The following is a 24329-nucleotide window of genomic DNA, read 5'->3' on the forward strand; positions in this document are numbered from 1 at the left end:
CCTCCCCGCTCTTGATCAGCACTACACGCCTTCACAGCACGCCGGTATCGCGAAGCCGTCGCACCTCACCTGCATCCAACCCCAGCACGCCTACCAGCACCGCATCGGTATGCTCACCCAACAGCGGCGGCGCCCGTCGGTATTCTACTGGCGTCTCCGACAAGCGAATAGGGCTCGCCACCTGCGGCACACTCCCCGCCAACGGGTGCGGAATGTGCACTGCCAGCCCACGCGCGAGTACCTGCGGGTCCTGGAACATCTGCGCCAGGTCATTGATAGGCCCACACGGCACCCCTGCAGCCTCCAGCTGGCTCACCCACTCGGCCGTGGTCTTGAACACCGTAGCCTGACGGATCAAAGGAATCAGTTCCGCCCGGTTGGCCACTCGCATTTTATTGGTAATGAAGCGCGGATCGTCCGCCCATTGTGGTTGCCCGGCCACCTCGGCGAACTTGCGGAACTGGCTGTCGTTGCCCACGGTAAGGATGAAATCGCCATCCGCTGTCGGGAAATCCTGGTACGGCACGATATTCGGATGCGCATTTCCCAGGCGACGAGGCGGCACACCCGTGGTCAGATAGTTCATCGCCTGGTTCGCCAGGCAGGCGACTTGCACGTCGAGCAATGCCATGTCGACGTGCTGGCCCACCCCGGTCTGTTCCCGGTGGGCGAGGGCAGCGAGAACCGCCACGGTGGAATACAGCCCGGTCAGGATGTCGGTCAGCGCCACCCCCACCTTGACCGGCCCTGCGCCTTGTTCACCCTCCGGGCGGCCAGTCAGGCTCATCAGTCCGCCCAGTCCCTGGATCATGAAGTCATAGCCGGCGCGCTTGGCGTAAGGCCCGGTCTGGCCGAAGCCGGTGATGGAACAGTAGATGAGCCGAGGATTGATTACCTTCAGGCTTTGGTAGTCCAGACCATAGGCAGCCAACCCACCCACCTTGAAGTTCTCGATGACGATATCGGACTTCGCCGCCAACTCACGCACCAGGCGCTGCCCCTCGGGCTGGGTGAAGTCGATGGTCACCGAGCGCTTGTTGCGGTTGGCCGAGAGGTAATAAGCAGCCTCGCTGGTATTCTGCCCCTCGGCATCCTTGAGGAAGGGCGGCCCCCACGAGCGTGTGTCGTCGCCACTACCAGGTCGCTCGACCTTGATCACATCAGCGCCCAGGTCAGCGAGAATCTGGCCAGACCACGGGCCGGCCAACACGCGCGAAAGGTCCAGCACCCGCAGATGTGATAACGCGCCCATAGGCTGGCTCCTTATCAATAGAAGGCCTGGATACCGGTTTGCGCACGCCCCAGGATCAGTGCATGCACGTCATGGGTACCCTCATAGGTGTTGACCACCTCAAGGTTGACCAGATGACGGGCCACACCGAACTCATCGGAGATGCCATTGCCACCCAGCATGTCACGCGCCAGGCGGGCGATATCCAGTGCCTTGCCACAGGAGTTGCGCTTCATGATCGAGGTGATTTCAACTGCAGCCGTGCCTTCATCCTTCATCCGTCCGAGGCGCAGGCAGCCCTGCAGCGCCAGGGTGATTTCGGTCTGCATATCGGCCAGCTTCTTCTGGATCAGCTGGTTGGCCGCCAGCGGGCGGCCGAACTGTTGCCGATCCAAGGTGTACTGACGCGCGGTGTGCCAGCAGGCTTCGGCGGCACCCAGTGCACCCCAGGAGATGCCATAGCGGGCCGAGTTCAGGCAGGTAAACGGACCCTTGAGGCCGCGCACATCGGGGAATATGTTCTCTTCCGGTACAAACACGTTGTCCATGACGATTTCGCCGGTGATCGAGGCGCGCAGGCCGACCTTGCCGTGGATAGCCGGTGCACTGAGACCTTCCCAGCCCTTTTCCAGGACAAAGCCACGAATATCCCCCTCGTCATCTTTGGCCCAGACTACGAACACATCGGCGATCGGGCTGTTGGTGATCCACATCTTGCTGCCGGTCAGACGGTAGCCGCCGTCGACCTTGCGTGCACGGGTAATCATCGAACCCGGGTCGGAGCCGTGGTTAGGCTCGGTCAGGCCGAAGCAGCCGATCCATTCGCCGCTGGCCAACCTGGGCAGGTACTTCTGCTTCTGTGCCTCGGTACCGAATTCGTTGATCGGCACCATCACCAGCGACGACTGCACGCTCATCATCGAGCGGTAACCCGAGTCGATACGCTCCACCTCGCGAGCGATGAGGCCGTAGCACACATAGTTCAGGCCGCTGCCGCCATACTGTTCGGGAATGGTGGCGCCCAGCAGCCCCACCTCTCCCATTTCACGGAAGATCGCAGGGTCGGTCTGCTCATGACGGAAGGCCTCAAGCACACGCGGCGCCAGCTTGTCCTGGGCGAACTGATAAGCGCTGTCCCGCACCATGCGCTCTTCTTCAGTGAGCTGCTGATCGAGCAGCAGCGGGTCGATCCAGTTGAAGCTTGCTTTACCGGCCATGAGCGAAATCCTCGAAATTGGGAGCAGTTTCCTGTGCCCTTGAGCCTAGGCCTGATCGGCTGCGGGGACAAACGAGGATTGCGCACCAATTAGTGATAATTTGTCACTCCGTAAATGGGCAAAACGCCCTATTGACAGTGTGACAAGTGAGGTTGACGTACGTGCGCCGCAAGATTCCCAGTACCGCCGCGCTGGTTTGCTTCGAAGCGGCGGCACGCAACGAAAGCTTTACCAAAGCCGCCCAGGAACTCGCCCTGACTCAGGGGGCCGTTTGTCGGCAGATAGGTGGCCTGGAGGCTTTTCTCAATGTGGAACTGTTCCGCCGCTCGCGACGTGGGGTGAAACTGACCGAAGCCGGCCTCTCCTACAGTCGCCAGGTGGCCGCCCAACTGGATGCCGTCGAGCGCGACACCTTGTCAGTGATGCGCCAGCAGGGCGCCAACGTGATCGAACTGGCCGTGGTACCCACCTTCGGCACCCAGTGGCTGCTGCCGCGGCTCAAGGATTTCCAGCAGCGTCACCCAGAGGTCACGGTCAACCTCACCAATCGCACCCGGCCTTTCCTGTTTGCCGACACGACCTTCGACGCAGCCATCTACTTTGGCGATGGCGACTGGTCCGGCACCCAGTCGCACCCGTTGATGGGAGAAAACCCGGTACCGGTATGCAGCCCGGCGCTGCTGCACGGCCAGGGTACGCTCGAGCCACAACGGATTGCCCAGCTGCCGTTGCTGCAGCAAAGCACGCGCCCCTATGCCTGGCGACAATGGTTCAGCAGCATCGGCATGAACGTGGAGCGCGACATGACAGGCCCGCGCTATGAACTATTCTCGATGCTCGCCCAGGCGGCCATGCATGAAATGGGCATTGCCCTGATTCCGCCATTCCTGATCCAGCGCGAGCTGGAGGAGGGTAGGTTGGTGGTCGCTAACAGGCATGCCCTCAGCAGTGACAAGGCCTACTATCTGATGATTCCGGAGCGCAAGGTGGAGTCGGCTTCGCTGCGCGCTTTCCGCGACTGGCTGGTTGGCCAGGCCCAGGCATACACAGCAAGAACTTAGTTGAAACGCTACAACCTGACTTCGTAGTCAATTATTTTAAACACCTACAGATGTATGTATTTGTCGCATAAACATAAACTGTTATGCGAATGCAAAAATCCTGTTTAACCCGGCTTACTGCGCGGCTTTGCGGGTTATTTTGCGACATTCACCAAGCTGTAAGCGAATTGGCCAGAAATTTTTTGATTTTTTCTCCTAGTCTGCCAATAGCCCTTGCTTGACGGGCTGCAGCCTGACCGTTGCGACATACGGTCACAGGGTGACTTGTAGTTTTGACTTCGTTTCGCTCCAGAACCGGTTGAAGGCCCCTGGCTTCGTCTGCAAAATGCTCCGCCCGCCCGGGATTCGGCGGGCCGGCGCTCCACAGCCGCCCCAGCGCACCATCCGAAGTGCGTTGGCTTTTACAAAGACAAAAGGTCACCGCAGGAGAAATAGTCGTGCACATTGGTGTTCCTCTCGAGACGCAGACCGGTGAGACAAGGGTCGCTGCGACCCCCGAAACCATCAAGAAACTGATTGGCCAGGGCCATCAGGTTACCGTCCAACGGGGGGCGGGGCTCAACGCCAGCATTCCGGACGGTGCCTATGAAGCCGTGGGCGCTTCCCTGGGGAGCGCAGCCGATGCCTACGGTGCCCAATTGGTGCTCAAGGTGGTCGCCCCCAACGACCAGGAACTGGCCCTCATCAACAGCGGCAGCATCCTGGTCGGCATGCTCAATCCCTTCAACAACGAACTGATCGGCAAGATGGCCGGGCGCGGCGTTACCGCCTTCGCCCTGGAAGCCGCGCCGCGCACCTCGCGGGCCCAAAGCCTGGATGTGCTGTCATCGCAGGCCAACATCGCCGGATACAAGGCAGTGTTGCTGGCAGCCCATCACTATCCACGCTTCATGCCCATGTTGATGACCGCCGCCGGTACCGTTAAGGCTGCGCGCGTGCTGATTCTGGGTGCGGGCGTTGCCGGTCTGCAGGCCATCGCCACGGCCAAGCGCCTGGGCGCAGTAATCGAGGCATCGGATGTACGCCCGGCAGTGAAGGAGCAGATCGAGTCACTGGGTGCGAAGTTCATCGACGTGCCCTACGAGACCGATGAGGAACGCGAGTGCGCCGAAGGCGTGGGCGGGTATGCCCGGCCGATGCCAGCCAGCTGGATGCAACGCCAGGCCCAGGCCGTGCACGAGCGCGCCAAGCAAGCGGATATCGTCATAACTACCGCACTTATCCCAGGGCGGAAGGCGCCAACCCTGCTCAGCGCCGAAACCGTCGCGCAGATGAAACCCGGCTCGGTGGTCATCGACCTCGCGGCAGCCCAGGGCGGCAATTGCCCGCTGACCATCGCCGACCAGGTGGTGCAGCACGACGGCGTGATCATCGTCGGCCCGACCAACCTGCCAGCCCAGGTGGCTGCCGATGCCTCGGCGCTGTATGCGCGTAACCTGCTGGACTTCATGAAGCTGCTGTTCGACAAGGACGGCGCGCTGGTCATCAACCTCGAAGACGACATCGTCGCGGCCTGCCTGATGTGCCGCGATGGTCAGGTCGTCCGCAAGAACGGCTAAGGAGCACGACAATGGAAGACATGCTGATTTCCCATGGCATCTACAACCTGATCATCTTCGTGCTGGCCATCTATGTGGGCTACCACGTGGTCTGGAACGTCACCCCGGCGCTGCACACCCCGCTGATGGCCGTAACCAACGCCATCTCCGCCATCGTCATCGTCGGCGCCATGCTGGCCGCCGCGCTGACCGTGACCCCGGCCGGCAAGCTGATGGGTACCCTCGCCGTGGCCCTGGCCGCGGTCAATGTGTTCGGTGGCTTCCTGGTCACCCGCCGCATGCTTGAGATGTTCAAGAAGAAAGCCAAGAACGAGGGGCAGAAGTAAGCATGAGCATGAATCTGGTAACACTTCTCTACCTTGTCGCCTCGGTATGCTTCATCCAGGCGCTCAAGGGCCTGTCGCATCCGACCACTTCGCGGCGCGGCAACCTGTTCGGCATGATCGGTATGGGGATCGCCATCCTCACCACGGTTGGCCTCATTTACAAGCTTGGCGCGGAGCTGGCTACCGCCGGCATCGGCTACGTCATGGTTGGCCTGCTGGTCGGCGGTACCGCTGGCTCGATCATGGCCAAGCGCGTCGAGATGACCAAGATGCCAGAGCTGGTCGCCTTCATGCATAGCATGATCGGCCTGGCCGCAGTGTTCATCGCCATCGCCGCCGTGCTGGAGCCGCAATCGATGGGCATCGTCGCCGCGATCAGCGACCCGATCCCCACCGGTAACCGCCTGGAGCTGTTCCTCGGCGCAGCCATCGGTGCCATTACCTTCTCCGGCTCGGTGATCGCCTTCGGCAAGCTCTCGGGCAAGTACAAGTTCCGCCTGTTCCAGGGCGCACCGGTACAGTTCGCCGGCCAGCACAAGCTGAACCTGATCCTCGGCCTGACCACCATCGCCCTCGGCCTGCTGTTCACCTTCACTGGGCACTACAGCGCCTTTACCCTGATGCTGGTCCTGGCTTTCATCATGGGCGTGCTGATCATTATCCCGATCGGTGGGGCCGACATGCCGGTGGTGGTGTCGATGCTCAACAGCTATTCGGGCTGGGCAGCGGCCGGCATCGGCTTCTCGCTGAACAACTCGATGCTGATCATTGCAGGCTCGCTGGTCGGTTCGTCCGGTGCCATCCTCTCGTACATCATGTGCAAGGCAATGAACCGTTCGTTCTTCAACGTTATCCTCGGCGGTTTCGGTGGCGATACCGATGCCGGCGCGGCGCAAGGCTCGAAAGAGCAGCGCCCGGTGAAATCCGGCTCGGCTGACGATGCCACCTTCCTGCTCAGCAACGCCGACAGCGTGATCATCGTCCCGGGCTACGGCCTGGCTGTGGCTCGCGCACAGCACGCGCTCAAGGAACTGACCGAGAAGCTGAGCCACAACGGCGTGACCGTGAAGTATGCGATCCACCCGGTGGCCGGCCGTATGCCCGGGCACATGAACGTGTTGCTGGCCGAGGCGGAAGTGCCTTACGACCAGGTGTTCGAGATGGAAGATATCAACGCCGAGTTCGGTCAGGCCGACGTGGTACTGGTTCTGGGCGCCAACGACGTGGTCAATCCGGCAGCGAAGAATGACCCCAAATCGCCGATTGCCGGTATGCCGATCCTCGAAGCCTTCAAGGCCAAGACCATCATCGTCAACAAGCGCTCCATGGCCAGCGGCTATGCCGGACTGGACAACGAACTGTTCTACCTCGACAAGACCATGATGGTGTTTGGCGATGCCAAGAAAGTCATCGAGGACATGGTCAAGGCAGTAGAGTGAAAGCCGCTACTGCAAACCAGCTGGCATAAAGAAAGCCCCGGTCAGAATCTGCCGGGGCTTTTTTGATTGATCCGGATCAACGGCTCTACTTCAAGGCTTCTCATACGACCATAGTCGTGGGACGGCAAAGGGCGAAGTCTCTAGACTGCGCTGCAGTAGTTTCAGTAGCCCGAGATAACAATCCATGTACCGTGATCGTATCCGCTTGTCCTCCCTGCACAGCAAGGTAATGAGTGCGGCTGATGCCGCTGGTCTGATCGAGGACGGCATGACCGTCGGCATGAGCGGCTTTACCCGCGCCGGCGAAGCCAAGGCCGTACCACATGCCCTGGCCGAGCGTGCCAAGCAGTCGCCACTGAAAATCAGCCTGATGACTGGCGCCAGCCTGGGCAACGACCTGGACAAGCAACTGACCGAGGCCGGCGTGCTGGCTCGTCGTATGCCGTTCCAGGTCGACAGCACACTGCGCAAGGCCATCAACGACGGCAAGGTGATGTTCATCGACCAGCACCTGTCGGAAACCGTCGAACAATTGCGCAACCAGCAGCTGAAGTTGCCGGACATCGCGGTCATCGAAGCTGTGGCCATCACTGAGCAAGGTCATATCGTGCCAACCACCTCGGTGGGCAACTCGGCCAGCTTCGCGATCTTCGCCAAGCAGGTGATTGTCGAGATCAACCTCTCGCACAACACCAACCTCGAAGGCCTGCACGACATTTATATCCCGACCTATCGCCCGACCCGCACGCCCATCCCGCTGGTCAAGGTAGACGATCGAATCGGCAGCACCGCGATCCCGATCGACCCGGCCAAGATCGTCGGTATCGTCATCAGCGACCAGCCGGACTCGCCATCCACCGTATTGCCGCCGGATGACGAAACCCAGGGCATCGCCGACCACCTGATCAACTTCTTCAAGAAGGAAGTCGAAGCTGGCCGCATGACCAACAAGCTCGGCCCGCTGCAGGCCGGTATCGGCAGCATCGCCAACGCGGTGATGTGCGGCCTGATCGAGTCGCCGTTTGAAGACCTGACCATGTACTCCGAAGTACTGCAGGACTCCACCTTCGACCTGATCGATGCCGGCAAGCTGAGCTTCGCCTCGGGCAGCTCGATCACCTTGTCCACCCGCCGCAACGCCGACGTGTTCGGCAACCTGGAGCGCTACAAGGACAAGCTGGTGCTGCGCCCACAGGAAATCTCCAACCACCCGGAAGTGGTCCGGCGCCTGGGCATCATTGGCATCAATACGGCGTTGGAGTTCGATATCTACGGCAACGTCAACTCGACCCACGTTTGCGGTACCAGGATGATGAACGGTATTGGCGGCTCGGGGGACTTTGCCCGTAACGCTCACCTGGCCGTGTTCGTCACCAAGTCGATTGCCAAAGGTGGCGCGATTTCCAGTGTGGTACCGATGGTCAGCCACGTCGACCACACCGAGCACGACGTGGACATCCTGGTAACCGAGCAAGGCCTGGCCGACCTGCGTGGCCTGGCGCCGCGTGAGCGGGCAAGGGCGATCATCGACAACTGTGTGCACCCCGACTACCGCGCCGCGCTGAACGATTACTTCGAACGCGCCTGCCAGCGGGGCGGCCATACTCCGCATATCCTGCGTGAGGCGCTGAGCTGGCACGAGAACCTGGAAGAAACCGGGCGCATGCTGGCTGGCTGACCACACCATTCCCGGAATGGCGGCCCTGCTTCCGCTGTTCCGGTCCTTGTATCTGTAGGCGCGGTCTTGGGTCGCGACGGGCTGCGTAGCAGCCCCTGCAATCTCAGCTGTAACATCGAACCTTGGGGCCGCTTTTGCGGCCCTATCGCGACACAAGGCCGCTCCTACACAACTGTGCTGTACAGTCCAATCATTTTTAAACAGCAAAAACTGTTCTACTGTACTGGTATTTTTGCCGCTGCAAACCGGACCGAACACTCTCCTTCTCTAAAAGCGCACCATATGTGTGCAGACCAGTACAGTTTCGCCTATTTCGGGTGCAACAGTAGGGTTACACAGTTAACTGAGCCATCGTCTTTCTACTGAACTGTATCTACTGTTATGGACGACAGAGGAGGATCATTGGCATCAGTTAAATCACTACCTAATCCCGCCATAAGCGGAAGGATGAAACATCATGGAACGTACCCTCAGTTCCGGTCTGGTTTTTGAAAGCAACGCCCAGCAATCCAACGCTTCGCTGCCGCTGCGCGCCCTGTCCACCCTGTTGCTGTGGCAGCGCCGTATGGCCAGCCGCCGTCAACTGGCTCGCCTGGACGCCCGCCTGCTGGCCGATGCCGGTATCAGCGAGTCGCAGCGTTACGAAGAGCTGAGCAAGCCTTTCTGGCGCTAAGCTCCGGCTTGCCGGCTTCGGCCGGCACCGCGAATTCTCAAAACCCGTTGCAGGAGACTGCAACGGGTTTTTTGTTTGTAAAGACCATGCTAGAGCCTTTGCAGGCGATACCAGTACAGTTCTTTTAACTTGAAAATCAACCGGTACAATTCCCCGCCCGCCTTTCAGTAGATTCTGGAAACACCGGCGCGTGATACGCTTGGCTTAACAGTCTGGTAGAACCCACTGTCAAAAGTACCGCGACGAGCTGTGCGAGCGTCCGATAAGCAGAACCACCCGACCCTAGTCCAGGAGTCCACCATCATGTCTCGTAAATACCTGATTGGCGCAGCCCTGATGCTGAGCCTGGCCGGCACCGCAAGCGCCACCAGCTTCGTTGTCACCACCGACGCCGTCGTTGGCGCGGTGGCTGCGTCCACCGATGCCACTTCCGACATCTCCTCCTCGTTCCGTGACGACAAGATTGTCCAGGCCGCGCGTGACGACGCCGCCAGCTTCGTTGGCAGCCAAGGCGATATCCGCGGTGCCAAGCTGGAGAGCGCGTTCTTGCACATCCGTTCGCAGATGCCAGCTCTGCAGGCCAGCGACGCGCAACTGGCCCAGGCCATCCTGGCGCTCTGACGCCGACTGATTCGTGCGGCTGTGCCGGTTAGCGCCGGCACGGGCCGTCCGCCGTTGCCCCCACGTTTCCAGCTGTCGTAAAGCCCATGCGTTATCTGTTGCCGCTGCTGTTCTCCGTTGTTGGCATGGCCAGTGCCCATGCCCTGGACACCACCACGCAAGGCCTGGTCATCACAGGCTATGTCACCAGCCAGGTCACCACGGCACCGTTCGACCGTAAACTGGTCCGCCAGGCCCGCGACGATGCGGCTGCCTTCGTTGCCAGCGACGGCCAGATCCGTGGCGCGCGGCTTGAGGCAGCACTGCAGGCGTTACGCCACAACTGCGCACGGCAGGCCGTCGGCGACCTGGAACTGGCGCAAGCAATTCTCGTCCAATAATTCATCTGGCTCCTTGTATTTTCGGAGATGTTCCATGCGTAAACCGCTGATTGCCGCTACCCTCGGCATGCTCCTGCTGGCTGACCTGGCCCAGGCACAGACCCTGGTGGCCACCAGCAATATCATCGTGCGTGCCTTTGGCCGCTCGATCGATTTCACTTCTGACACCACCACCTCGATCCGCGATTCCAAAGTGGTGCGCGAAGCCCACGACGACGCTGCCAGCTTCGTCGCAAGCAACGGTGATATCCGCGGTGCCCAGCTCGAGGCAGCCTTCAATACCTTGCGCGAGCGCGTGCCGGAAGCACGCGGCGCCAGCGACCAGGTACTGGCTGAAGCCATCCTCGCACTGTGAACCGCGTGCGCGCCTGGCTGCTCGGCTGCGCCCTGACGCTGCTCGGCACGCCCGCCCTGGCCGACCTGCAGCTTGAGCTGCAGGCGTCCGGCCTCGATTCGCAACAAACCCAAGCCACCCAGGCCCTGCTCGACGAGGCCCTGGGCAAGCTGCCACCCCGTTTCAAGCACCAACTGGACCGCCGCGTGCGGGTCAGCTGGAGCGACAACATGCCGGCCGACGCCTATGGCCAGGCATCGCTGGTCTCTACCCTGGAGCTCAATCATCGCCTGCTGCCCAGCCTCGCTGATGGCAGTGCTGCCAGGAAACGTACCACCCGCCCACATGGCACGGTGCGTGAAGAACTGCTGGCCACCGTGCTGCACGAGCTCACCCATATCTACGACCGCGCCCGGCTGTGGCCTAGCGCCGAAAGCTCGCTGATCGCCCGCTGCAAGCGCCAGCAAGGCACGCTCGGCAAGATCGGCCTGCCCGAGGCATGCCGTGGCCAGGCAGAGCGTCGCTTCACCTTCAGCGACGACCCGCGCCTGCTCGACCTGGCCGGCTGGCAGCAATACGTGGGCCGGCGCGGCGAGCGCGAACAGCACAATGGCCAGTTCGTGCGCAGCCCGGACAGTTATGAGCTGAGCAGCCCCAAGGAATACATCGCGGTCAACATGGAGTATTTCCTCCTCGACCCGAGCTACGGTTGCCGCCGTCCGGCGCTGAACCAGTACCTGCGCGAACACTTTGGCTGGGCACCGCAACAGGACACCTGCGCCAAAGGCCTGCCGTTCATCAATGCCGGCAGCGATTTCGCCCGCCAGCCGCTCGGCGAGATCGACCCTGAGCGGGTCTATGAAGTGGACTACCTGCTGGCGGAAGCCAACCAGAACCTGGTCAGTCGCTGGGGCCACAGCATGCTGCGCCTGGTGATCTGCAAGCCGGGCCGACCACGCGGGCCGGATTGCCGCCTCGACCTCGACCAGAGCCTGGTGCTGTCGTACCGCGCCTTCGTCAATGACGTACAGCTGTCGAGCTGGGACGGGCTTGTCGGCGCCTACCCCTCACGGCTGTTCGTACTGCCGCTGGGCCAGGTGATCGATGAATACACCAAGACCGAACTGCGCAGCCTGGCCTCGGTGCCCTTGCGGCTCAGCCGCGACGAGATAGAGAACCTGGTACGCCAGGCCGCCGAAATGCACTGGAGTTACGACGGCAACTACTGGTTCCTGTCCAACAACTGCGCGGTGGAGTCGTTGAAACTGCTGCGCAGCGGCACTGCCAACCCACGCCTGAATGACCTCGACAGCATCATGCCCAACGGCTTGCTGGCTGTGCTCAAGGGCAGGGGGCTGGCGGATACCAGCGTGCTCGACGACCCGCGCGAGGCGCTGCGCCTCGGTTACCGCTTCGACTCCTACCGCGACCGCTATCAGGCCATGTTCGAGGTATTGAAGAAGCAGCTGCCGATCAAGCAGGACAAGGTCGAAGACTGGCTGGGGCTGGACGCCGAGCAACGGCGTGCCTGGTTCGCCAAGGCCGACCTGCGCACCAGCGCAGCCTTGCTGCTGCTTGAACAGGCCAGCTTGCGTCGGCAATTGCTGCTGGCCCAGGACGAGGTCAAACAGCGCTACCTGAATGCCGCCGCGCAGAATGACGGCAGCGTCAGCAAGGCCGACGCCACCCTCAGGCAGATGCTCGCCAACAGCGGCTTCCTCAGCCGCCCGGCAGAGTTGCTCGACACCAAGGGCTACGGGCTGCCGCAACCGCAGGAGCGCAAGCACCTGGAGCGAGTCAGCAGTGAGCGGCAGGCGCAGCTGTTGCGCTTGAGCACCAATCTGGACAAAGAGGTGAGGGCGCTGCTACAGCCGTCGCGGGCCAGGGAAATTGCCGCCGTCGAGGCCAACGTAAAACAGATCGGCGAGCATTTGCGGGCCTTGCACAAGGCTGCCGGTGGCCTGCAGTTGTGATGTTTGCAGTACTGCCCTTTTCGCGGGTGGACCCGCTCCCATAGGGTCCATACAGCAGCTGAGACCTGCGCCGCACCTGTGTGAGCGGGTTCACCCGCGAAACGGTCACATCCTGCACTCACCTACCTCTCGTCGCCTTCGCTTCGGCGAAAGCTGGCTGAAAGCTTGCCCTCATAGGATAGCCACCACTACCGGCACCAGACCGGTCAGCCAAGGCGTCGGTAAACACCGCGCCCGGCCTAATCAACAACAACAATGGTGATTCCGATGTACGCTTGTGCCCGCCTTTCCGCAGTCCCTCTCCGCATGCTCCCTGTGCAGCGCCCGACGCGCTGATCCGCCCGAATCGTCTTTCCTTTCGCCGCGCCACACCTGGAGTACTGTCATGCTGACCTTCCTCGGCTTTGCCATGGTCATCACCTTCATGTACCTGATCATGACCAAGCGCCTGTCGGCCTTGATCGCGCTGATCCTGGTACCGATCCTGTTCGCCCTGTTCGGCGGGTTTTCCGCCAAGATCGGCCCCATGATGCTCGAAGGCATCAGCAAACTCGCGCCAACCGGCGTGATGCTGATGTTCGCCATTCTCTACTTCGCCCTGATGATCGACTCCGGCCTGTTCGACCCGGCCGTGCGCAAGATCCTCAAGCTGGTCAAGGGCGATCCTCTGAAAGTCTCTGTCGGCACCGCCGTGCTGGCCCTGGTCGTCTCGCTCGACGGTGACGGTGCCACCACCTACATGATCTGCTGTGCCGCCATGCTGCCGATGTACAGCCGCCTGGGCATGAGCCCGCGAATCATGGCCGGCCTGATCATTCTCGCTGGCGGGGTGATGAACATGACCCCTTGGGGCGGCCCGACTGCCCGTGCTGCCAGCGCCCTGCACGTGGACCCGTCGGAGATCTTCGTGCCGATGATCCCGGCCATGCTGTTCGGCGTACTGGCGATCCTGGCCATCGCCTACCTGTACGGCAAGCGCGAGCGTGCCCGCCTGGGCGAACTGCACCTGCCCACCGACGACATCGACCATAGCGAAATCACCGTTTCACAGTTCCCGGAGGCGCGTCGGCCGAACTTGCTGTACTTCAACGGTGCGCTGACCGCCGCGCTGATGGCGGCGCTGATCGCCGGTGTGCTGCCGCTGCCGGTGCTGTTCATGATCGCCTTCAGCATCGCCATGATCGTCAACTACCCCTGCCTGCAGCAGCAGAAGGACCGTATCGCTGCTCACGCAGGCAGCGTGCTGGCCGTCACCGGGCTGATCTTTGCCGCCGGCATCTTCACCGGCATCCTGTCGGGTACCGGCATGGTCGACGCCATGTCCAAGAGCCTGCTGGCAGTCATCCCGGAAGCTCTCGGCCCATACCTGGCGGTGATCACCGCGATCGTGAGCATGCCGTTCACGTTCTTCATGTCCAACGACGCGTTCTACTACGGTGTGCTGCCCGTGCTGGCCGAAGCCGCCAGCCATTACGGCATCAGTCCGGTGGAAATGGCCCGGGCCTCGATCGTCGGGCAGCCGGTACACCTGCTCAGCCCCTTGGTACCCTCCACTTACTTGCTGGTGGCCCTGGCCGGCATCGAGTTCGGCGATCATCAGCGCTTCACCTTGAAGTGGGCAGTACTGGTGTGCCTGTGCATAATGCTCGCCGCGCTGCTGATGGGGATTTTCCCGCTGTTCAGTAGTCTTTAATAAACGCGAATCACCCTAACGCGACGTGCCCTGGTGTGGGCACGTCGCCTTTACCGCTCGAAGGAAAACACATGGAATGGCTGACCAGCCCGGAAATCTGGGTTGCCTTTTTCACCCTTACCGCGCTTGAGATCGTCCTCGGTATCGACAACATCATCATGATCTCGATCCTGGTCAGCCGCATGCCCAAGCACATGCAGCCGCGCACCCGGATCTTCGGCCTTGCCCTGGCCATGGTCACCCGCATCATGTTGTTGCTGTCGATCACCTGGGTCATGCGCCTTACCGCCGACCTGTTCGTGGTGTTCGGCCAGGGCATCTCCGGGCGTGACCTGATTCTGTTCTTCGGCGGTCTGTTCCTGCTGTGGAAAAGCTCGCAAGAGATCTACCACGGCCTGGAAGGCGAGGACGAGAACGCTGAAGAGCCGAAAGGCGCGGGTGGCAAGTTCTTCTATACCATCATCCAGATCGCCATCATCGACATCGTGTTTTCGCTGGACTCGGTCATTACTGCGGTAGGCATGGTGTCCCACGTACCGGTAATGATCGCCGCCATCGTCGTCGCGGTGCTGGTGATGATGCTGTGCGCTGGCACCATCAGCGAATTCATTGACAAGCACCCGTCGTTGAAGATGCTCGCACTGTCGTTCCTGATCGTGGTCGGTACCGTGCTGATCGCCGAAGCTTTCGACGTGCACGTGCCGAAGGGTTACGTCTACTTCGCCATGGCATTTTCGCTGGCGGTGGAAGCCATCAACATTCGCATGCGCACCGCCCTGGCCCGCAAGGAAGGCAAAGAGCACGAGCCGGTGAAACTGCGCAAGGACATTCCGGGTCAATAAGATCAGGAAGCGCAGTACAAAAAGGCCTTTCGGGGCCTTTTTTTCATGCCGGCAATCATTCATTTCCAGCGTGTTTCAAATAAATGGCAGCCATGCGAAGCTGGCGACAGCTACGCAAAACGACTAAAGCTTTGAGTGAGCACTGAAAATTCTTCAAACGCTCGCGCTTCATCTCTTGGCCCGCTGGGCCAATGTATCAGGGGGCCGTCGCCATGCTGACCCTGCTCAACCTGCTCTCGGCCGTGACGCTTCTGGTCTGGGGCACCCACATCGTACGTACCGGCATCCTTCGGGTATTCGGCTCGAGCCTGCGGCGCATCATCGGCCAGAACATGAACAAACGCCCGCTGGCGTTCGTTGCCGGCATTCTGGTCACCGCCATGGTGCAAAGTAGCAACGCCACCGCCATGCTGGTCACCTCGTTCGTCGGCCAGGGCCTGATGGCCATGACACCGGCTTTGGCGATCATGCTCGGAGCCGACGTGGGGACCGCGCTGATGGCCCGGGTGCTGACGCTGGACCTGTCCTGGCTGTCGCCGCTGCTGATCTTCCTGGGGGTGATCTTCTTCCTCTCGCGCAAGCAGACTCGGGCCGGCCAGCTGGGTAGGGTAGGCATCGGGCTCGGCCTGATCATCCTTGCTCTTGAGCTGATCGTGCAGGCCGCTACGCCAATTACCCACGCCCAGGGTGTGAAAGTGCTGTTCGCCTCACTGACCGGCGACATCATGCTGGACGCCTTGGTCGGTGCGCTGTTCGCCATGATTTCCTATTCCAGCCTGGCCGCCGTGCTGCTCACCGCGACGCTGGCAGGCGCGGAAGTGATCAGCCTGCCGGTGGCCATCGGCCTGGTAGTCGGCGCCAACATCGGCAGCGGCATGCTGGCCTTCATCAGCACCAGCATGCAGAACGCCGCTGGCCGTCGGGTGGCCCTGGGCAGCCTGCTGTACAAGCTGATTGGTCTGTTGCTGATCATACCTGTGCTGCACCCGTTGGTGGCCTGGATGGATTCACTGAGCTTCAGCGCCCAAGAGCTGGTCATCGGCTTTCACCTGCTCTACAACACACTGCGCTGCCTGATCATGCTGCCCACGGTCAAACCGATGGGCCGGTTGTGCAACACCTTGCTGCCCGACCGGGAAAACGGCAATGGCCAGGTACGCCCGCGCCACCTCGATACCTCGGCTTTGGAAACCCCCAGCCTGGCCCTGGCCAACGCTGCCCGCGAAACCTTGCGCCTCGGTGACATCGTCGACAACCTGCTCGAAGCCATGCTCGGTGCCCTGCGTGGAACCCAGACAGCCTTGCCACAGCAGGTCCGCGCCCTGGGCGAGGACGCCGATGTCTTGTACAACGCGATCAAACTTTATCTGGCGCAAATGTCGCGTGAAGACCTCAGTGAGCAGGACAACCGTCGCTGGGCAGAAATCATCGAGCTGGCGATCAACCTCAAGCTGGCCTGCGACCTGATCGAACGCATGCTGCGCAAGGTCCAGCAACAGAAAACCAGCCAGCGCCGGGAATTCTCCCAGGTAGGCCTGGAAGAGCTGACCGGCCTGCAGGAACAACTACTGGCCAATCTGCGCCTGGGCCTGTCGGTGTTCCTCAGTGCCGACCCGGAAAGCGCCCGCTTGCTGTTGCGGGAAAAGCGCCGATTTCGCGCCCAGGAACGGCGCCTGGCCCACGCCCACGTCAGCCGCTTGCAGCGCAAGGTAGTGCAAAGTATCGAGACCAGTTCGCTACACTTGGAGCTGATCGCCGATATGAAACGGTTGAACTCTTTGTTCTGTAGCAGTGCCTATGTGGTACTGGGCGGCTCGGACACGGGCGGGCTGATGCTCGACAGCGTGCCGGACGAAGCCCGCCTGCCGTGATTTTCGCCTACCTGAGGACCCAAGCTCGCCCATGCGTTGCCTGATGTTCGTTTGCCTGCTGATCTGCAGCCTGCCCACATTCGCCCTCGACCGCTCGCGGGTTGAAGGCTACCTGTTGCCCAATGGCCTGCAGGTCATCCTGAAAAACGGCTACGAACGTGACCATGTGGCGATCCGCCTGGTGGTCGGCGTAGGCCTGGACGACTTCAATTGCGAACAGAAGGAGCTGCCGCACCTGCTTGAGCACTTGCTGTTCAGCGGCATCGATGAAACCGGCGAGGGCGGCCTGGAGGAGCGCCTGCAGGCGCTGGGCGGCGAATGGAACGCTTATACCAGCAGCGCCGACACCACGTTCGTCATCGAAGCGCCAGCACGAAACCAGCGCAAGGTCCTCGACCTGCTGCTGGCCGTGATCCGCGACACCCGGATCGATGCCGGGACCCTGGCCACCGCCAAGCGCATCATCGAGCGCGAGGATGGCGGCCACTATGGCCACTTGCAGCGCTGGCTCGACCGCCAGGACATCGGCCACCCCGCCAGCGACCAGCTGGCCACCGAACTTGGCCTGAAATGCCCGGAGCGCTCCAACCTCGACGACATGACCCTGGAACAGGTGCAAACCTTGCGTGACCACTGGTATGCGGCCAACAACATGACCCTGATCATGGTCGGCGGCCTTGACCGCCTGTTGCCGGCCTACCTGGAACGCTCCTTTGGCGAACTGCCCGCCACCGAGCCGGAAGAGCGCCGCACACTGGAAAGCATCAGCCAGCATGCCGAGCAGCGCCGCGACCTGACCCGTGGCTGGCTGGGTGACAACGTGAAGCTGCACTGGCTGTTCGTCGAGCCCGTGCTGGACAACGACCATCAGGCCACCCTTGACCTGCTGTCGCATTACCTGGAATGGGCGCTGTATGACCAGCTGCGCCTGCGCAACGGGCTGTCCTACGGCCCTTCGGCGCAACGTGAAAGCTTTGGCGACACCGGCCTGCTCAGCCTCAATGCCGACCTTGAACGCGAAGACATCGACCAAGCGGTCAAGGTGATGCAAGCATTGTTCGACCACCTGCGCAAAGAAGGCCTCGACCCGGACACCTTTGCCCGCATCAAAGACGCCAGTATTGCCAAGGAAAGCTGGAGCACCCAGGGCAACAGTGCCTTGGCCGACTATTACTGGGGTGCCCTGAACGACTACAACGACGGGCGTTTCACCGACCCTGCGCGCAAACTGCGCCAGGTGAGCCTGGAGCAAGCCAATGAAGCGCTCAAGGCATTGCTCAAGAAGGATGGTTATGTGCGGGTGGAGAAGCCCTTGCTTGGCTATGATGACCTCTATGGTCTGGGGGCCTTGCTGTTGGGGCTGATCCTTGCTGCAGGGCTGTTGCGCTGGCGTCGGCATGGCCCGGAAAAACCGGGCGGCGCTACACGCTAGCGATGAATCGGCGGTATCCTTTTGCCATTAGCGGCCCCTTCGCGGGCACAGCCAACCTCATCTTCTCTGTTGTAGAGCCAATGCCCCACATACCCCGCATCGTCCAGCGCATCATCGATCTTCTCAAACGCTACCCCGGCATCATTGCGCTTGGCGGTTTCCTTTCAGGCATCGGCAGTTTCATCCTGGTTGACCGTCAGGCCAGCCTGGCTAGCTGGGTGGCCGTGTTGATGCTGGTCAGCTGGGTCTGGCTAATGCTGGAAAATACCCTCACCGGCCTGTTCGCGCGGATCTTCAACCGCGAAATTCCGCAACCGCTGTTGCGCTATGCGACGCAGATGATTCACCAGGAATCGCTGTTCTTCGTGCTGCCGTTCTTCTTCGTCACCACCACCTGGAACAGCAGCCAACTGGTGTTCACCGGCCTGCTGGGTGCCGCCGGCCTGATCTCGATCATCGACCCGCTTTACTACAAGTGGCTGGCACCACGGCGCTGGCTGTTCCTGGCGCTGCATACCCTGACCCTGTTCGCCGCATTGCTCACTGCGCTGCCGATCATCCTGCACCTGACCACTGCACAAAGCTTCAAGTTGGCCCTGATCATCGCCATGGCACTGTCGTTCCCCAGCCTGGCCAGCAGCTTCCCGATCAATAACTGGCGGCGTGCCGTTGCCCTGGTGCTGGTTACCCTGTCGGTCGGCGGCGGCGGGTGGCTGCTGCGCTCATGGGTGCCACCAGCGACCCTGTGGATGACTGACGTCGCGGTTAGCACCGAAGTCCAGAATCGCCAACCAGGCGCTTCGCTGAAAGAAATCGCTGCCAGCCGCATCAGCAGCGACGGGCTGTATGCCTATACGGCGATCAATGCGCCACGCGGTCTGAACGAACGGATCTACCACGTTTGGCAAAAGGACGGTCAGGAGGTCGACCGCATTGCCCTGGACATCCATGGCGGCCGCAAGGAAGGCTACCGCGCCTGGACGCACAAACAGAACTTCCCGCCGAACCCGGTGGGCAAGTGGCAGGTGAGGGTGCTGACCGAGGATGGGCAGGTCATCGGGGTACTGCGCTTCAAAGTGGTCGACGATACGCCGGCACAATGATTGTGGGGGACGCTTTGCGCCCCCATGCCCCACACAGCACATAATCACCAAACAGCCCATGCCCGCTACGCTATGATCAGCGCCTGAGCCTCACTGCGAGTCACGAGCATGGAGCCGATGACCACACCCAGCGCCACCCTGGATACCAGCTGCCAACCGGCCTGCCTGCGCATCACCGGTGACTGGACCTTGGCACACTACGCCAATCTCAAGCGCGAGAGCGAGCGCCTGCGCACGCAGTACGCCGCCGATACCATTGCCGATCTCAGCCAACTCGGCCGCCTGGATACCGCCGGGGCCTCGCTGCTGGCCGAACTGCTCGGTGCCGAGCGCTTGTCGCACTGCACCGACGAACTGCCCGAAGCCAGCCGCGCACTGCTGCAGAACGTCTATTGCTCTGTGCAGGACTACTGCATTCCGGTCAAGGAACCCGAGCGCAACGTGCTGCTGTTGCTGCTGGAACGCATCGGTTGCGCCGTCGGCACCTTGTGGCAAGACAGCCTGCAGTTGCTCGGCTTCGTTGGCGTGATTCTCGAAACCCTGATGCGCCGCGCCCTGCAACCGCATCGCTGGCGCCTTACCCCGGTCGTGGCGCACATCGAACAGACCGGCCTGGATGCTGCGCCCATCGTCGCCTTGCTGACCTTCCTGGTGGGCGCGGTGGTGGCCTTCCTAGGCGCCACGGTGCTGGCCGATTTCGGCGCGACCATCTTCACCGTCGACCTGGTGGCCTTCTCGTTCCTGCGTGAGTTCGCCGTGCTGCTGACCGCCATTCTCATGGCCGGCCGCACCGCCAGTGCGTTCACCGCGCAGATCGGCTCGATGAAGGCCAACGAGGAAATCGACGCCATCCGCACCTTGGGCCTGAACCCCATGGAACTGCTGGTGGTGCCGCGGGTACTGGCCTTGCTGATTTCGCTGCCCTTGCTCACCTTTGTCGCGATGATCTGCGGCATCGTCGGCGGCGCGGTGGTATGTGCACTGACCCTGGATATTTCGCCAGCCATGTTCCTGTCGTTGCTGCAAAGCGACATCGGCGTGCAACATTTCCTGGTGGGCCTGGCCAAGGCACCGTTCTTCGCCTTCCTGATCGCCGCCATTGGCTGCCTGGAAGGTTTCAAGGTCAGCGGCAGCGCCGAATCGGTAGGGGCGCACACTACCTCGGCGGTGGTGCAGTCGATATTCGTGGTCATCGTGCTGGACGCGGTGGCCGCCCTGTTCTTCATGGAGATGGGCTGGTGAGTGGCCAGGAAAGCGTGATCGAGGCGCGTGGCATCTGCAATCGCTTTGGCCGCCAGAGCGTGCATGAAAACCTCGACCTCGACCTGTACCGCGGCGAGATCCTCGCCGTAGTCGGCGGGTCAGGCAGCGGCAAATCGGTGCTGTTGCGCAGTATCATCGGCCTGCGGCGGCCCAATGAGGGGCAGATCAAGGTGTTCGGCCAGGATCTGGCCGGCCTGCGCGAAGAGCAGCGATCCCTGGTCGAGCGACGCTTCGGCGTGCTATTTCAAAAGGGCGCACTGTTTTCCTCGCTGACTGTGACAGAGAACGTAGCCTTGCCGCTGATCGAACACGCCGGGCTGTCCCGCGCCGATGCCGAGCATCTGGCCGGGGTGAAGCTGGCCTTGGCCGGCCTGCCGATCTCGGCCGCCGACAAGTACCCGGCCTCGCTGTCCGGCGGCATGATCAAGCGCGCAGCGCTGGCCCGAGCGCTGGCGCTGGACCCTGACATCCTGTTCCTCGACGAACCCACCGCCGGCCTGGACCCGATTGGCGCCGCCGCCTTCGACCAGCTGATCCTGACCCTGCGTGACGCGCTGGGTCTGTCGGTGTTCCTCATCACCCACGACCTCGACACCCTGTATACCATCACCGACCGCATCGCCGTGCTGTCGCAGAAGAAGGTCCTGGTCGCCGGCCCACTGGCGGAAGTCGAACAGGCCAGCGACGCCTGGATTCAAGAATATTTTCATGGCCCACGCGGGCGCGCAGCCGAACAGGCCGCCGTCCGTGCCGGGCAGGAGCGCTGAGCAATGGAAACCCGAGCCCATCACGTCCTCATTGGCCTGGTCACCGTCCTGGTGGTGGCCGGCGCCATGCTGTTCGGCCTGTGGCTGACCAAATCCAGTGTCGACGACGCCTTCAAGGACTACGAGGTGGTGTTCAACGAAGCTGTCTCCGGCCTGTCGCGCGGCAGCCCAGTGCAGTACAACGGCATCAAGGTGGGTGACGTGTCCACCCTGCGCCTGGACCCGAAAGATCCCCGCCGGGTACTGGCACGGGTGCGCCTGAGCGCGGACACCCCGGTGAAGGAAGACACCCAGGCCAAGCTGACCCTGGCCGGCGTGACCGGCAACTCGTTCATCCAGCTCAGCGGCGGCACCCCGCAAAGCCCGGAACTTAAAGGCAAGGATGGCAAGTTACCCGTGATCATCGCCTCACCCTCGCCAATCTCGCGCCTGCTCAATGACAGCAGCGACCTGGTGACCAACATCAACCTGCTGCTGCACAACGCCAACCAGATGTTCTCCGAGGACAACATTGGCCACCTCAGCAACACCCTGGCCAACCTCGACAAGACTACCGGCGCCTTCGCCGGCCAGCACGGCAGCATCGCCCAGGCCATCGAGCAACTGGTGGAGGTGGGCAAGCAAGCCAGCGCCACCCTGGCTGAAACCCAGGCGCTGATGCGTAATGCCAATGGCCTGTTGGGCAGCGAGGGCAAACAGGCGATCGGCAGCGCCGAGCAGGCCATGCAGTCGTTGGCCGAAAGCACTGCAACCATCAATCGCCTGCTCGAAGACAACCGCGAGGCGATCGGCGACGGCGCCCAGGGTCTGAACCAACTCAGCCCGGCAATTCGCGAACTGCGCGAAACCCTCAACGCACTCAAGGGCATTTCCCGGCAACTGGAGGCCGACCCCAGCGGCTACCTGCTAGGCCGCGACAACAACAAGGAGTTCCAGCCATGAAACCGTCACTGCGCCTGCCGGCCCTGGCGGCTGCGCTAAGCCTGGCCAGTGCCTGCTCGATCCTGCCGCAGAGCGAACCCGTCGACCTCTATCGCCTGCCGGTCAACCAACCCAGCCGTACAGTGCCAGCGCTGGACTGGTCACTGCGCTTGAACAAGCCGCTGGCCAGCGAGGTGCTGGCCGGCCCGCGGATTGCCGTGGTCCCCCAGGGCAATGTGGTCAGCAGCTACAAAGGTGCGCGCTGGAGCGATGCGGTGCCGGTGCTGCTGCGCAACCGCCTGCTGGACGGCTTTCAGCGTGACGGCAGGGTGCAGCGGCTGAGCGCCGACGACAGCAATCTGCAGGCCGACTTCGAACTGGCTGGCGAGCTGCAGGCGTTCCAGAGTGAATACCGGGCGGACGGGGTGGTGGAAGTGGTGATTCGCTATGACGCACGGCTGGTACAGGGGCGCAGCCAACGCATCCTCGCCAGCAAACGCTTCGAAATCCGCCAACCGTTGGCCGACCGGCAGGTGTCAGCGGTGGTTGCGGGCTTTGGACAGGCCTGCGACCAGCTGACAAGCCAGGTGGTAGGCTGGACCATTGCCCAGGCGGGTAGCATTCCCGCTCCCTGAAAACCTGCCTGCTTTGTGCAGGAGCGGCCCTTAGCGCAGATTACTCAGGCGAAGAACCAGTAGCAGACGAAGATCGCCGCTATCACACCGCACAGTTCTGCCAGCAATGCGCAACCAACCGCATGGCGCACTCGCTGGATACCCACGGCACCGAAGTACACCGCCAGCACGTAGAAGGTGGTTTCGGTGCTGCCCTGAATGGTCGCTGCCACTAGGGCCGGGAAGCTATCGACGCCGTGGGTCTGCATGGTCTCGATCAGCATTGCCCGCGCAGCACTGCCAGAGAAGGGCTTGACCAGCGCCGTGGGCAGGCCCTCGACGAAGCGGGTGTCCAGGCCCATCCAAGTCACCAGATGGCGAATGCCGTCGAGGGCCATCTCCAAAGCGCCAGACGCGCGCAGCACGCCCACCGCCACTAGCATCGCGACCAGGTAGGGCAACAGGCCTTTGGCCACATCGAAGCCTTCCTTGGCGCCTTCGATAAAGGCTTCATACACTTGCACCCGCCTCAGGGCACCAATCACCAGGAACAGGATGATCACGCCAAACAGGGTGAGATTGCCCAGGATCGACGACAGGCTGGCCAGCGCAGCCGCCGACAGGGTGCCGAGGAACGCCATGAAGCCGCCCAGTAGCAAGGCGCCGGGGATCAGGTAGGCGAGCACCACCGGATCCCACAGGCGCAAGCGCTGCATCACCGCCACCGACAGCAGGCCCACCACGGTCGAGACACTGGTGGCTAGCAGGATGGGCAGGAACACCATGGTCGGGTCTGCGGCCCCCTGCTGGGCCCGGTACATGAAGATGGTCACCGGCAGCAGGGTCAGCGACGAGGCGTTGAGCACCAGGAACAGGATCTGCGCATTGCTCGCCGTGGTGCTGCTGGGGTTAAGCTCCTGCAGCGCGCGCATCGCCTTCAGGCCGATCGGCGTGGCGGCATTGTCCAGGCCCAGGCCGTTGGCGGCAAAGTTCATGGTTATCAGGCCCAGGGCAGGGTGGCCGGGCGGGACCTCGGGCATCAGGCGGGCGAAAAGTGGACCAAGCACCTTGGCCAGCCACTCGACGATACCAGCCTTCTCGGCAATCTTGAGAAAGCCCAGCCAAAGGGTCAGCGTGCCGAACAACAGCACCATGACTTCGACCGACAGCTTGGCCATGGCAAAGATGCTCTCGACCATGGCCGCGAAGATACCGGGGTTGCCGCCAACCAGCCATTGCGCGAGGGCGGAGACTGCCGCCACCAGAAAAAAACCAAGCCAAAGGCCGTTGAGCATCCGTATGTTCCCCCTGAAAATGCTCGAATGATAGCG

The 24329-nt window shown here is 62.0% G+C and carries 22 protein-coding genes; 19 read left to right on the top strand and 3 right to left on the bottom strand.

Translation table 11 applies throughout. The features are described 5' to 3' along the window. Nucleotides 1-31: 31 nt before the first annotated feature. Complete coding sequence (locus HU760_RS00095) at nucleotides 32-1252, bottom strand: CaiB/BaiF CoA transferase family protein (protein WP_186671476.1); 1221 nt, start codon at nucleotides 1250-1252, stop codon at nucleotides 32-34. A gap of 14 nt (nucleotides 1253-1266) precedes the next feature. Then, nucleotides 1267-2448 (bottom strand): acyl-CoA dehydrogenase, encoded by a 1182-nt coding sequence (locus HU760_RS00100; RefSeq protein WP_186671478.1) that lies wholly within the window; start codon nucleotides 2446-2448, stop codon nucleotides 1267-1269. A gap of 161 nt (nucleotides 2449-2609) precedes the next feature. Here HU760_RS00100 and HU760_RS00105 point away from each other — a divergent pair, with 161 nt between their 5' ends. From HU760_RS00105 to HU760_RS00195, 19 genes are all read left to right on the top strand, one after another. Beyond that, entirely contained in the window at nucleotides 2610-3509 is a 900-nt protein-coding gene (locus HU760_RS00105; RefSeq protein WP_186671480.1) for a LysR family transcriptional regulator, read from the top strand. Nucleotides 3510-3946: 437 nt separating this feature from the next. Then, a complete protein-coding gene (locus HU760_RS00110) occupies nucleotides 3947-5068 on the top strand; it encodes a Re/Si-specific NAD(P)(+) transhydrogenase subunit alpha (RefSeq protein ID WP_186671482.1) in 1122 nt (373 codons plus the stop codon). Between the two features lie 11 nt (nucleotides 5069-5079). Then, entirely contained in the window at nucleotides 5080-5394 is a 315-nt protein-coding gene (locus tag HU760_RS00115) for an NAD(P) transhydrogenase subunit alpha part 2 (RefSeq protein WP_016484308.1), read from the top strand. A 2-nt stretch (nucleotides 5395-5396) separates the two neighbouring features. Beyond that, nucleotides 5397-6833 carry an NAD(P)(+) transhydrogenase (Re/Si-specific) subunit beta gene (locus HU760_RS00120; RefSeq protein ID WP_186671484.1) on the top strand — a complete coding sequence of 479 codons (1437 nt, stop codon included), beginning with the start codon at nucleotides 5397-5399 and terminating at the stop codon, nucleotides 6831-6833. Between the two features lie 184 nt (nucleotides 6834-7017). Continuing rightward, nucleotides 7018-8511: a succinyl-CoA:acetate CoA-transferase ScpC gene (gene scpC, locus HU760_RS00125; RefSeq protein WP_170027714.1), complete on the top strand. Its 1494-nt coding sequence runs from the start codon at nucleotides 7018-7020 to the stop codon at nucleotides 8509-8511. Between the two features lie 457 nt (nucleotides 8512-8968). Next, nucleotides 8969-9184, top strand: a complete 216-nt coding sequence (locus HU760_RS00130; protein WP_003256968.1) for a DUF1127 domain-containing protein — start codon at nucleotides 8969-8971, stop codon at nucleotides 9182-9184. Nucleotides 9185-9487: 303 nt separating this feature from the next. Further along, nucleotides 9488-9805: a DUF2388 domain-containing protein gene (locus HU760_RS00135; RefSeq protein WP_170027713.1), complete on the top strand. Its 318-nt coding sequence runs from the start codon at nucleotides 9488-9490 to the stop codon at nucleotides 9803-9805. An 86-nt stretch (nucleotides 9806-9891) separates the two neighbouring features. Next, entirely contained in the window at nucleotides 9892-10185 is a 294-nt protein-coding gene (locus HU760_RS00140) for a DUF2388 domain-containing protein (protein ID WP_186671486.1), read from the top strand. A 34-nt stretch (nucleotides 10186-10219) separates the two neighbouring features. Then, the gene (locus tag HU760_RS00145) at nucleotides 10220-10540 is read left to right on the top strand and encodes a DUF2388 domain-containing protein (RefSeq protein WP_012316830.1); all 321 of its coding nucleotides are present in this window, start codon (nucleotides 10220-10222) and stop codon (nucleotides 10538-10540) included. Then, nucleotides 10537-12492 carry a DUF7844 domain-containing protein gene (locus HU760_RS00150; RefSeq protein ID WP_186671488.1) on the top strand — a complete coding sequence of 652 codons (1956 nt, stop codon included), beginning with the start codon at nucleotides 10537-10539 and terminating at the stop codon, nucleotides 12490-12492. The genes HU760_RS00145 and HU760_RS00150 overlap by 4 nt, the downstream gene beginning before the upstream one ends. A gap of 385 nt (nucleotides 12493-12877) precedes the next feature. Next, on the top strand, nucleotides 12878-14185 hold the full coding sequence (locus HU760_RS00155) for a CitMHS family transporter (protein WP_186671490.1): 1308 nt from the start codon (nucleotides 12878-12880) through the stop codon (nucleotides 14183-14185). A gap of 71 nt (nucleotides 14186-14256) precedes the next feature. Beyond that, nucleotides 14257-15027: a TerC family protein gene (locus HU760_RS00160; RefSeq protein ID WP_186671492.1), complete on the top strand. Its 771-nt coding sequence runs from the start codon at nucleotides 14257-14259 to the stop codon at nucleotides 15025-15027. A gap of 212 nt (nucleotides 15028-15239) precedes the next feature. Further along, a complete protein-coding gene (locus tag HU760_RS00165; RefSeq protein WP_186671494.1) occupies nucleotides 15240-16898 on the top strand; it encodes a Na/Pi cotransporter family protein in 1659 nt (552 codons plus the stop codon). A gap of 31 nt (nucleotides 16899-16929) precedes the next feature. After that, nucleotides 16930-18330 (top strand): M16 family metallopeptidase, encoded by a 1401-nt coding sequence (locus HU760_RS00170; RefSeq protein WP_186671496.1) that lies wholly within the window; start codon nucleotides 16930-16932, stop codon nucleotides 18328-18330. 80 nt (nucleotides 18331-18410) lie between these two features. Then, complete coding sequence (locus HU760_RS00175; protein WP_186671498.1) at nucleotides 18411-19433, top strand: DUF5924 family protein; 1023 nt, start codon at nucleotides 18411-18413, stop codon at nucleotides 19431-19433. Between the two features lie 108 nt (nucleotides 19434-19541). After that, nucleotides 19542-20675 carry an ABC transporter permease gene (locus HU760_RS00180; protein ID WP_186671500.1) on the top strand — a complete coding sequence of 378 codons (1134 nt, stop codon included), beginning with the start codon at nucleotides 19542-19544 and terminating at the stop codon, nucleotides 20673-20675. Next, complete coding sequence (locus HU760_RS00185; protein ID WP_186671502.1) at nucleotides 20672-21463, top strand: ABC transporter ATP-binding protein; 792 nt, start codon at nucleotides 20672-20674, stop codon at nucleotides 21461-21463. Before HU760_RS00180 ends, HU760_RS00185 begins: the two co-directional genes overlap by 4 nt. Before the next feature lie 3 nt (nucleotides 21464-21466). After that, nucleotides 21467-22405 carry an MlaD family protein gene (locus HU760_RS00190; RefSeq protein ID WP_186671504.1) on the top strand — a complete coding sequence of 313 codons (939 nt, stop codon included), beginning with the start codon at nucleotides 21467-21469 and terminating at the stop codon, nucleotides 22403-22405. Beyond that, nucleotides 22402-23019 (top strand): ABC-type transport auxiliary lipoprotein family protein, encoded by a 618-nt coding sequence (locus tag HU760_RS00195; RefSeq protein ID WP_186671506.1) that lies wholly within the window; start codon nucleotides 22402-22404, stop codon nucleotides 23017-23019. Before HU760_RS00190 ends, HU760_RS00195 begins: the two co-directional genes overlap by 4 nt. A 44-nt stretch (nucleotides 23020-23063) precedes the next feature. Here the strand turns inward: HU760_RS00195 and HU760_RS00200 are convergent, their stop codons facing one another. Further along, entirely contained in the window at nucleotides 23064-24293 is a 1230-nt protein-coding gene (locus HU760_RS00200; RefSeq protein ID WP_186671508.1) for a nucleoside recognition domain-containing protein, read from the bottom strand. Nucleotides 24294-24329: the final 36 nt, after the last annotated feature.

The organism is Pseudomonas oryzicola, assembly GCF_014269185.2.
Taxonomy (GTDB): domain Bacteria; phylum Pseudomonadota; class Gammaproteobacteria; order Pseudomonadales; family Pseudomonadaceae; genus Aquipseudomonas; species Aquipseudomonas oryzicola.

Coding starts and splice junctions, on each gene's coding strand:
- HU760_RS00160 (WP_186671492.1), top strand. CDS start 14,257: ATGGAATGGCTGACCAGCCCGGAAATCTGGGTTGCCTTTTTCACCCTT.
- HU760_RS00190 (WP_186671504.1), top strand. CDS start 21,467: ATGGAAACCCGAGCCCATCACGTCCTCATTGGCCTGGTCACCGTCCTG.
- HU760_RS00170 (WP_186671496.1), top strand. CDS start 16,930: ATGCGTTGCCTGATGTTCGTTTGCCTGCTGATCTGCAGCCTGCCCACA.
- HU760_RS00175 (WP_186671498.1), top strand. CDS start 18,411: ATGCCCCACATACCCCGCATCGTCCAGCGCATCATCGATCTTCTCAAA.
- HU760_RS00120 (WP_186671484.1), top strand. CDS start 5,397: ATGAGCATGAATCTGGTAACACTTCTCTACCTTGTCGCCTCGGTATGC.
- HU760_RS00135 (WP_170027713.1), top strand. CDS start 9,488: ATGTCTCGTAAATACCTGATTGGCGCAGCCCTGATGCTGAGCCTGGCC.
- scpC (WP_170027714.1), top strand. CDS start 7,018: ATGTACCGTGATCGTATCCGCTTGTCCTCCCTGCACAGCAAGGTAATG.
- HU760_RS00180 (WP_186671500.1), top strand. CDS start 19,542: ATGGAGCCGATGACCACACCCAGCGCCACCCTGGATACCAGCTGCCAA.
- HU760_RS00195 (WP_186671506.1), top strand. CDS start 22,402: ATGAAACCGTCACTGCGCCTGCCGGCCCTGGCGGCTGCGCTAAGCCTG.
- HU760_RS00165 (WP_186671494.1), top strand. CDS start 15,240: ATGCTGACCCTGCTCAACCTGCTCTCGGCCGTGACGCTTCTGGTCTGG.
- HU760_RS00145 (WP_012316830.1), top strand. CDS start 10,220: ATGCGTAAACCGCTGATTGCCGCTACCCTCGGCATGCTCCTGCTGGCT.
- HU760_RS00100 (WP_186671478.1), bottom strand. CDS start 2,448: ATGGCCGGTAAAGCAAGCTTCAACTGGATCGACCCGCTGCTGCTCGAT.
- HU760_RS00200 (WP_186671508.1), bottom strand. CDS start 24,293: ATGCTCAACGGCCTTTGGCTTGGTTTTTTTCTGGTGGCGGCAGTCTCC.
- HU760_RS00155 (WP_186671490.1), top strand. CDS start 12,878: ATGCTGACCTTCCTCGGCTTTGCCATGGTCATCACCTTCATGTACCTG.
- HU760_RS00130 (WP_003256968.1), top strand. CDS start 8,969: ATGGAACGTACCCTCAGTTCCGGTCTGGTTTTTGAAAGCAACGCCCAG.
- HU760_RS00115 (WP_016484308.1), top strand. CDS start 5,080: ATGGAAGACATGCTGATTTCCCATGGCATCTACAACCTGATCATCTTC.
- HU760_RS00140 (WP_186671486.1), top strand. CDS start 9,892: ATGCGTTATCTGTTGCCGCTGCTGTTCTCCGTTGTTGGCATGGCCAGT.
- HU760_RS00095 (WP_186671476.1), bottom strand. CDS start 1,252: ATGGGCGCGTTATCACATCTGCGGGTGCTGGACCTTTCGCGCGTGTTG.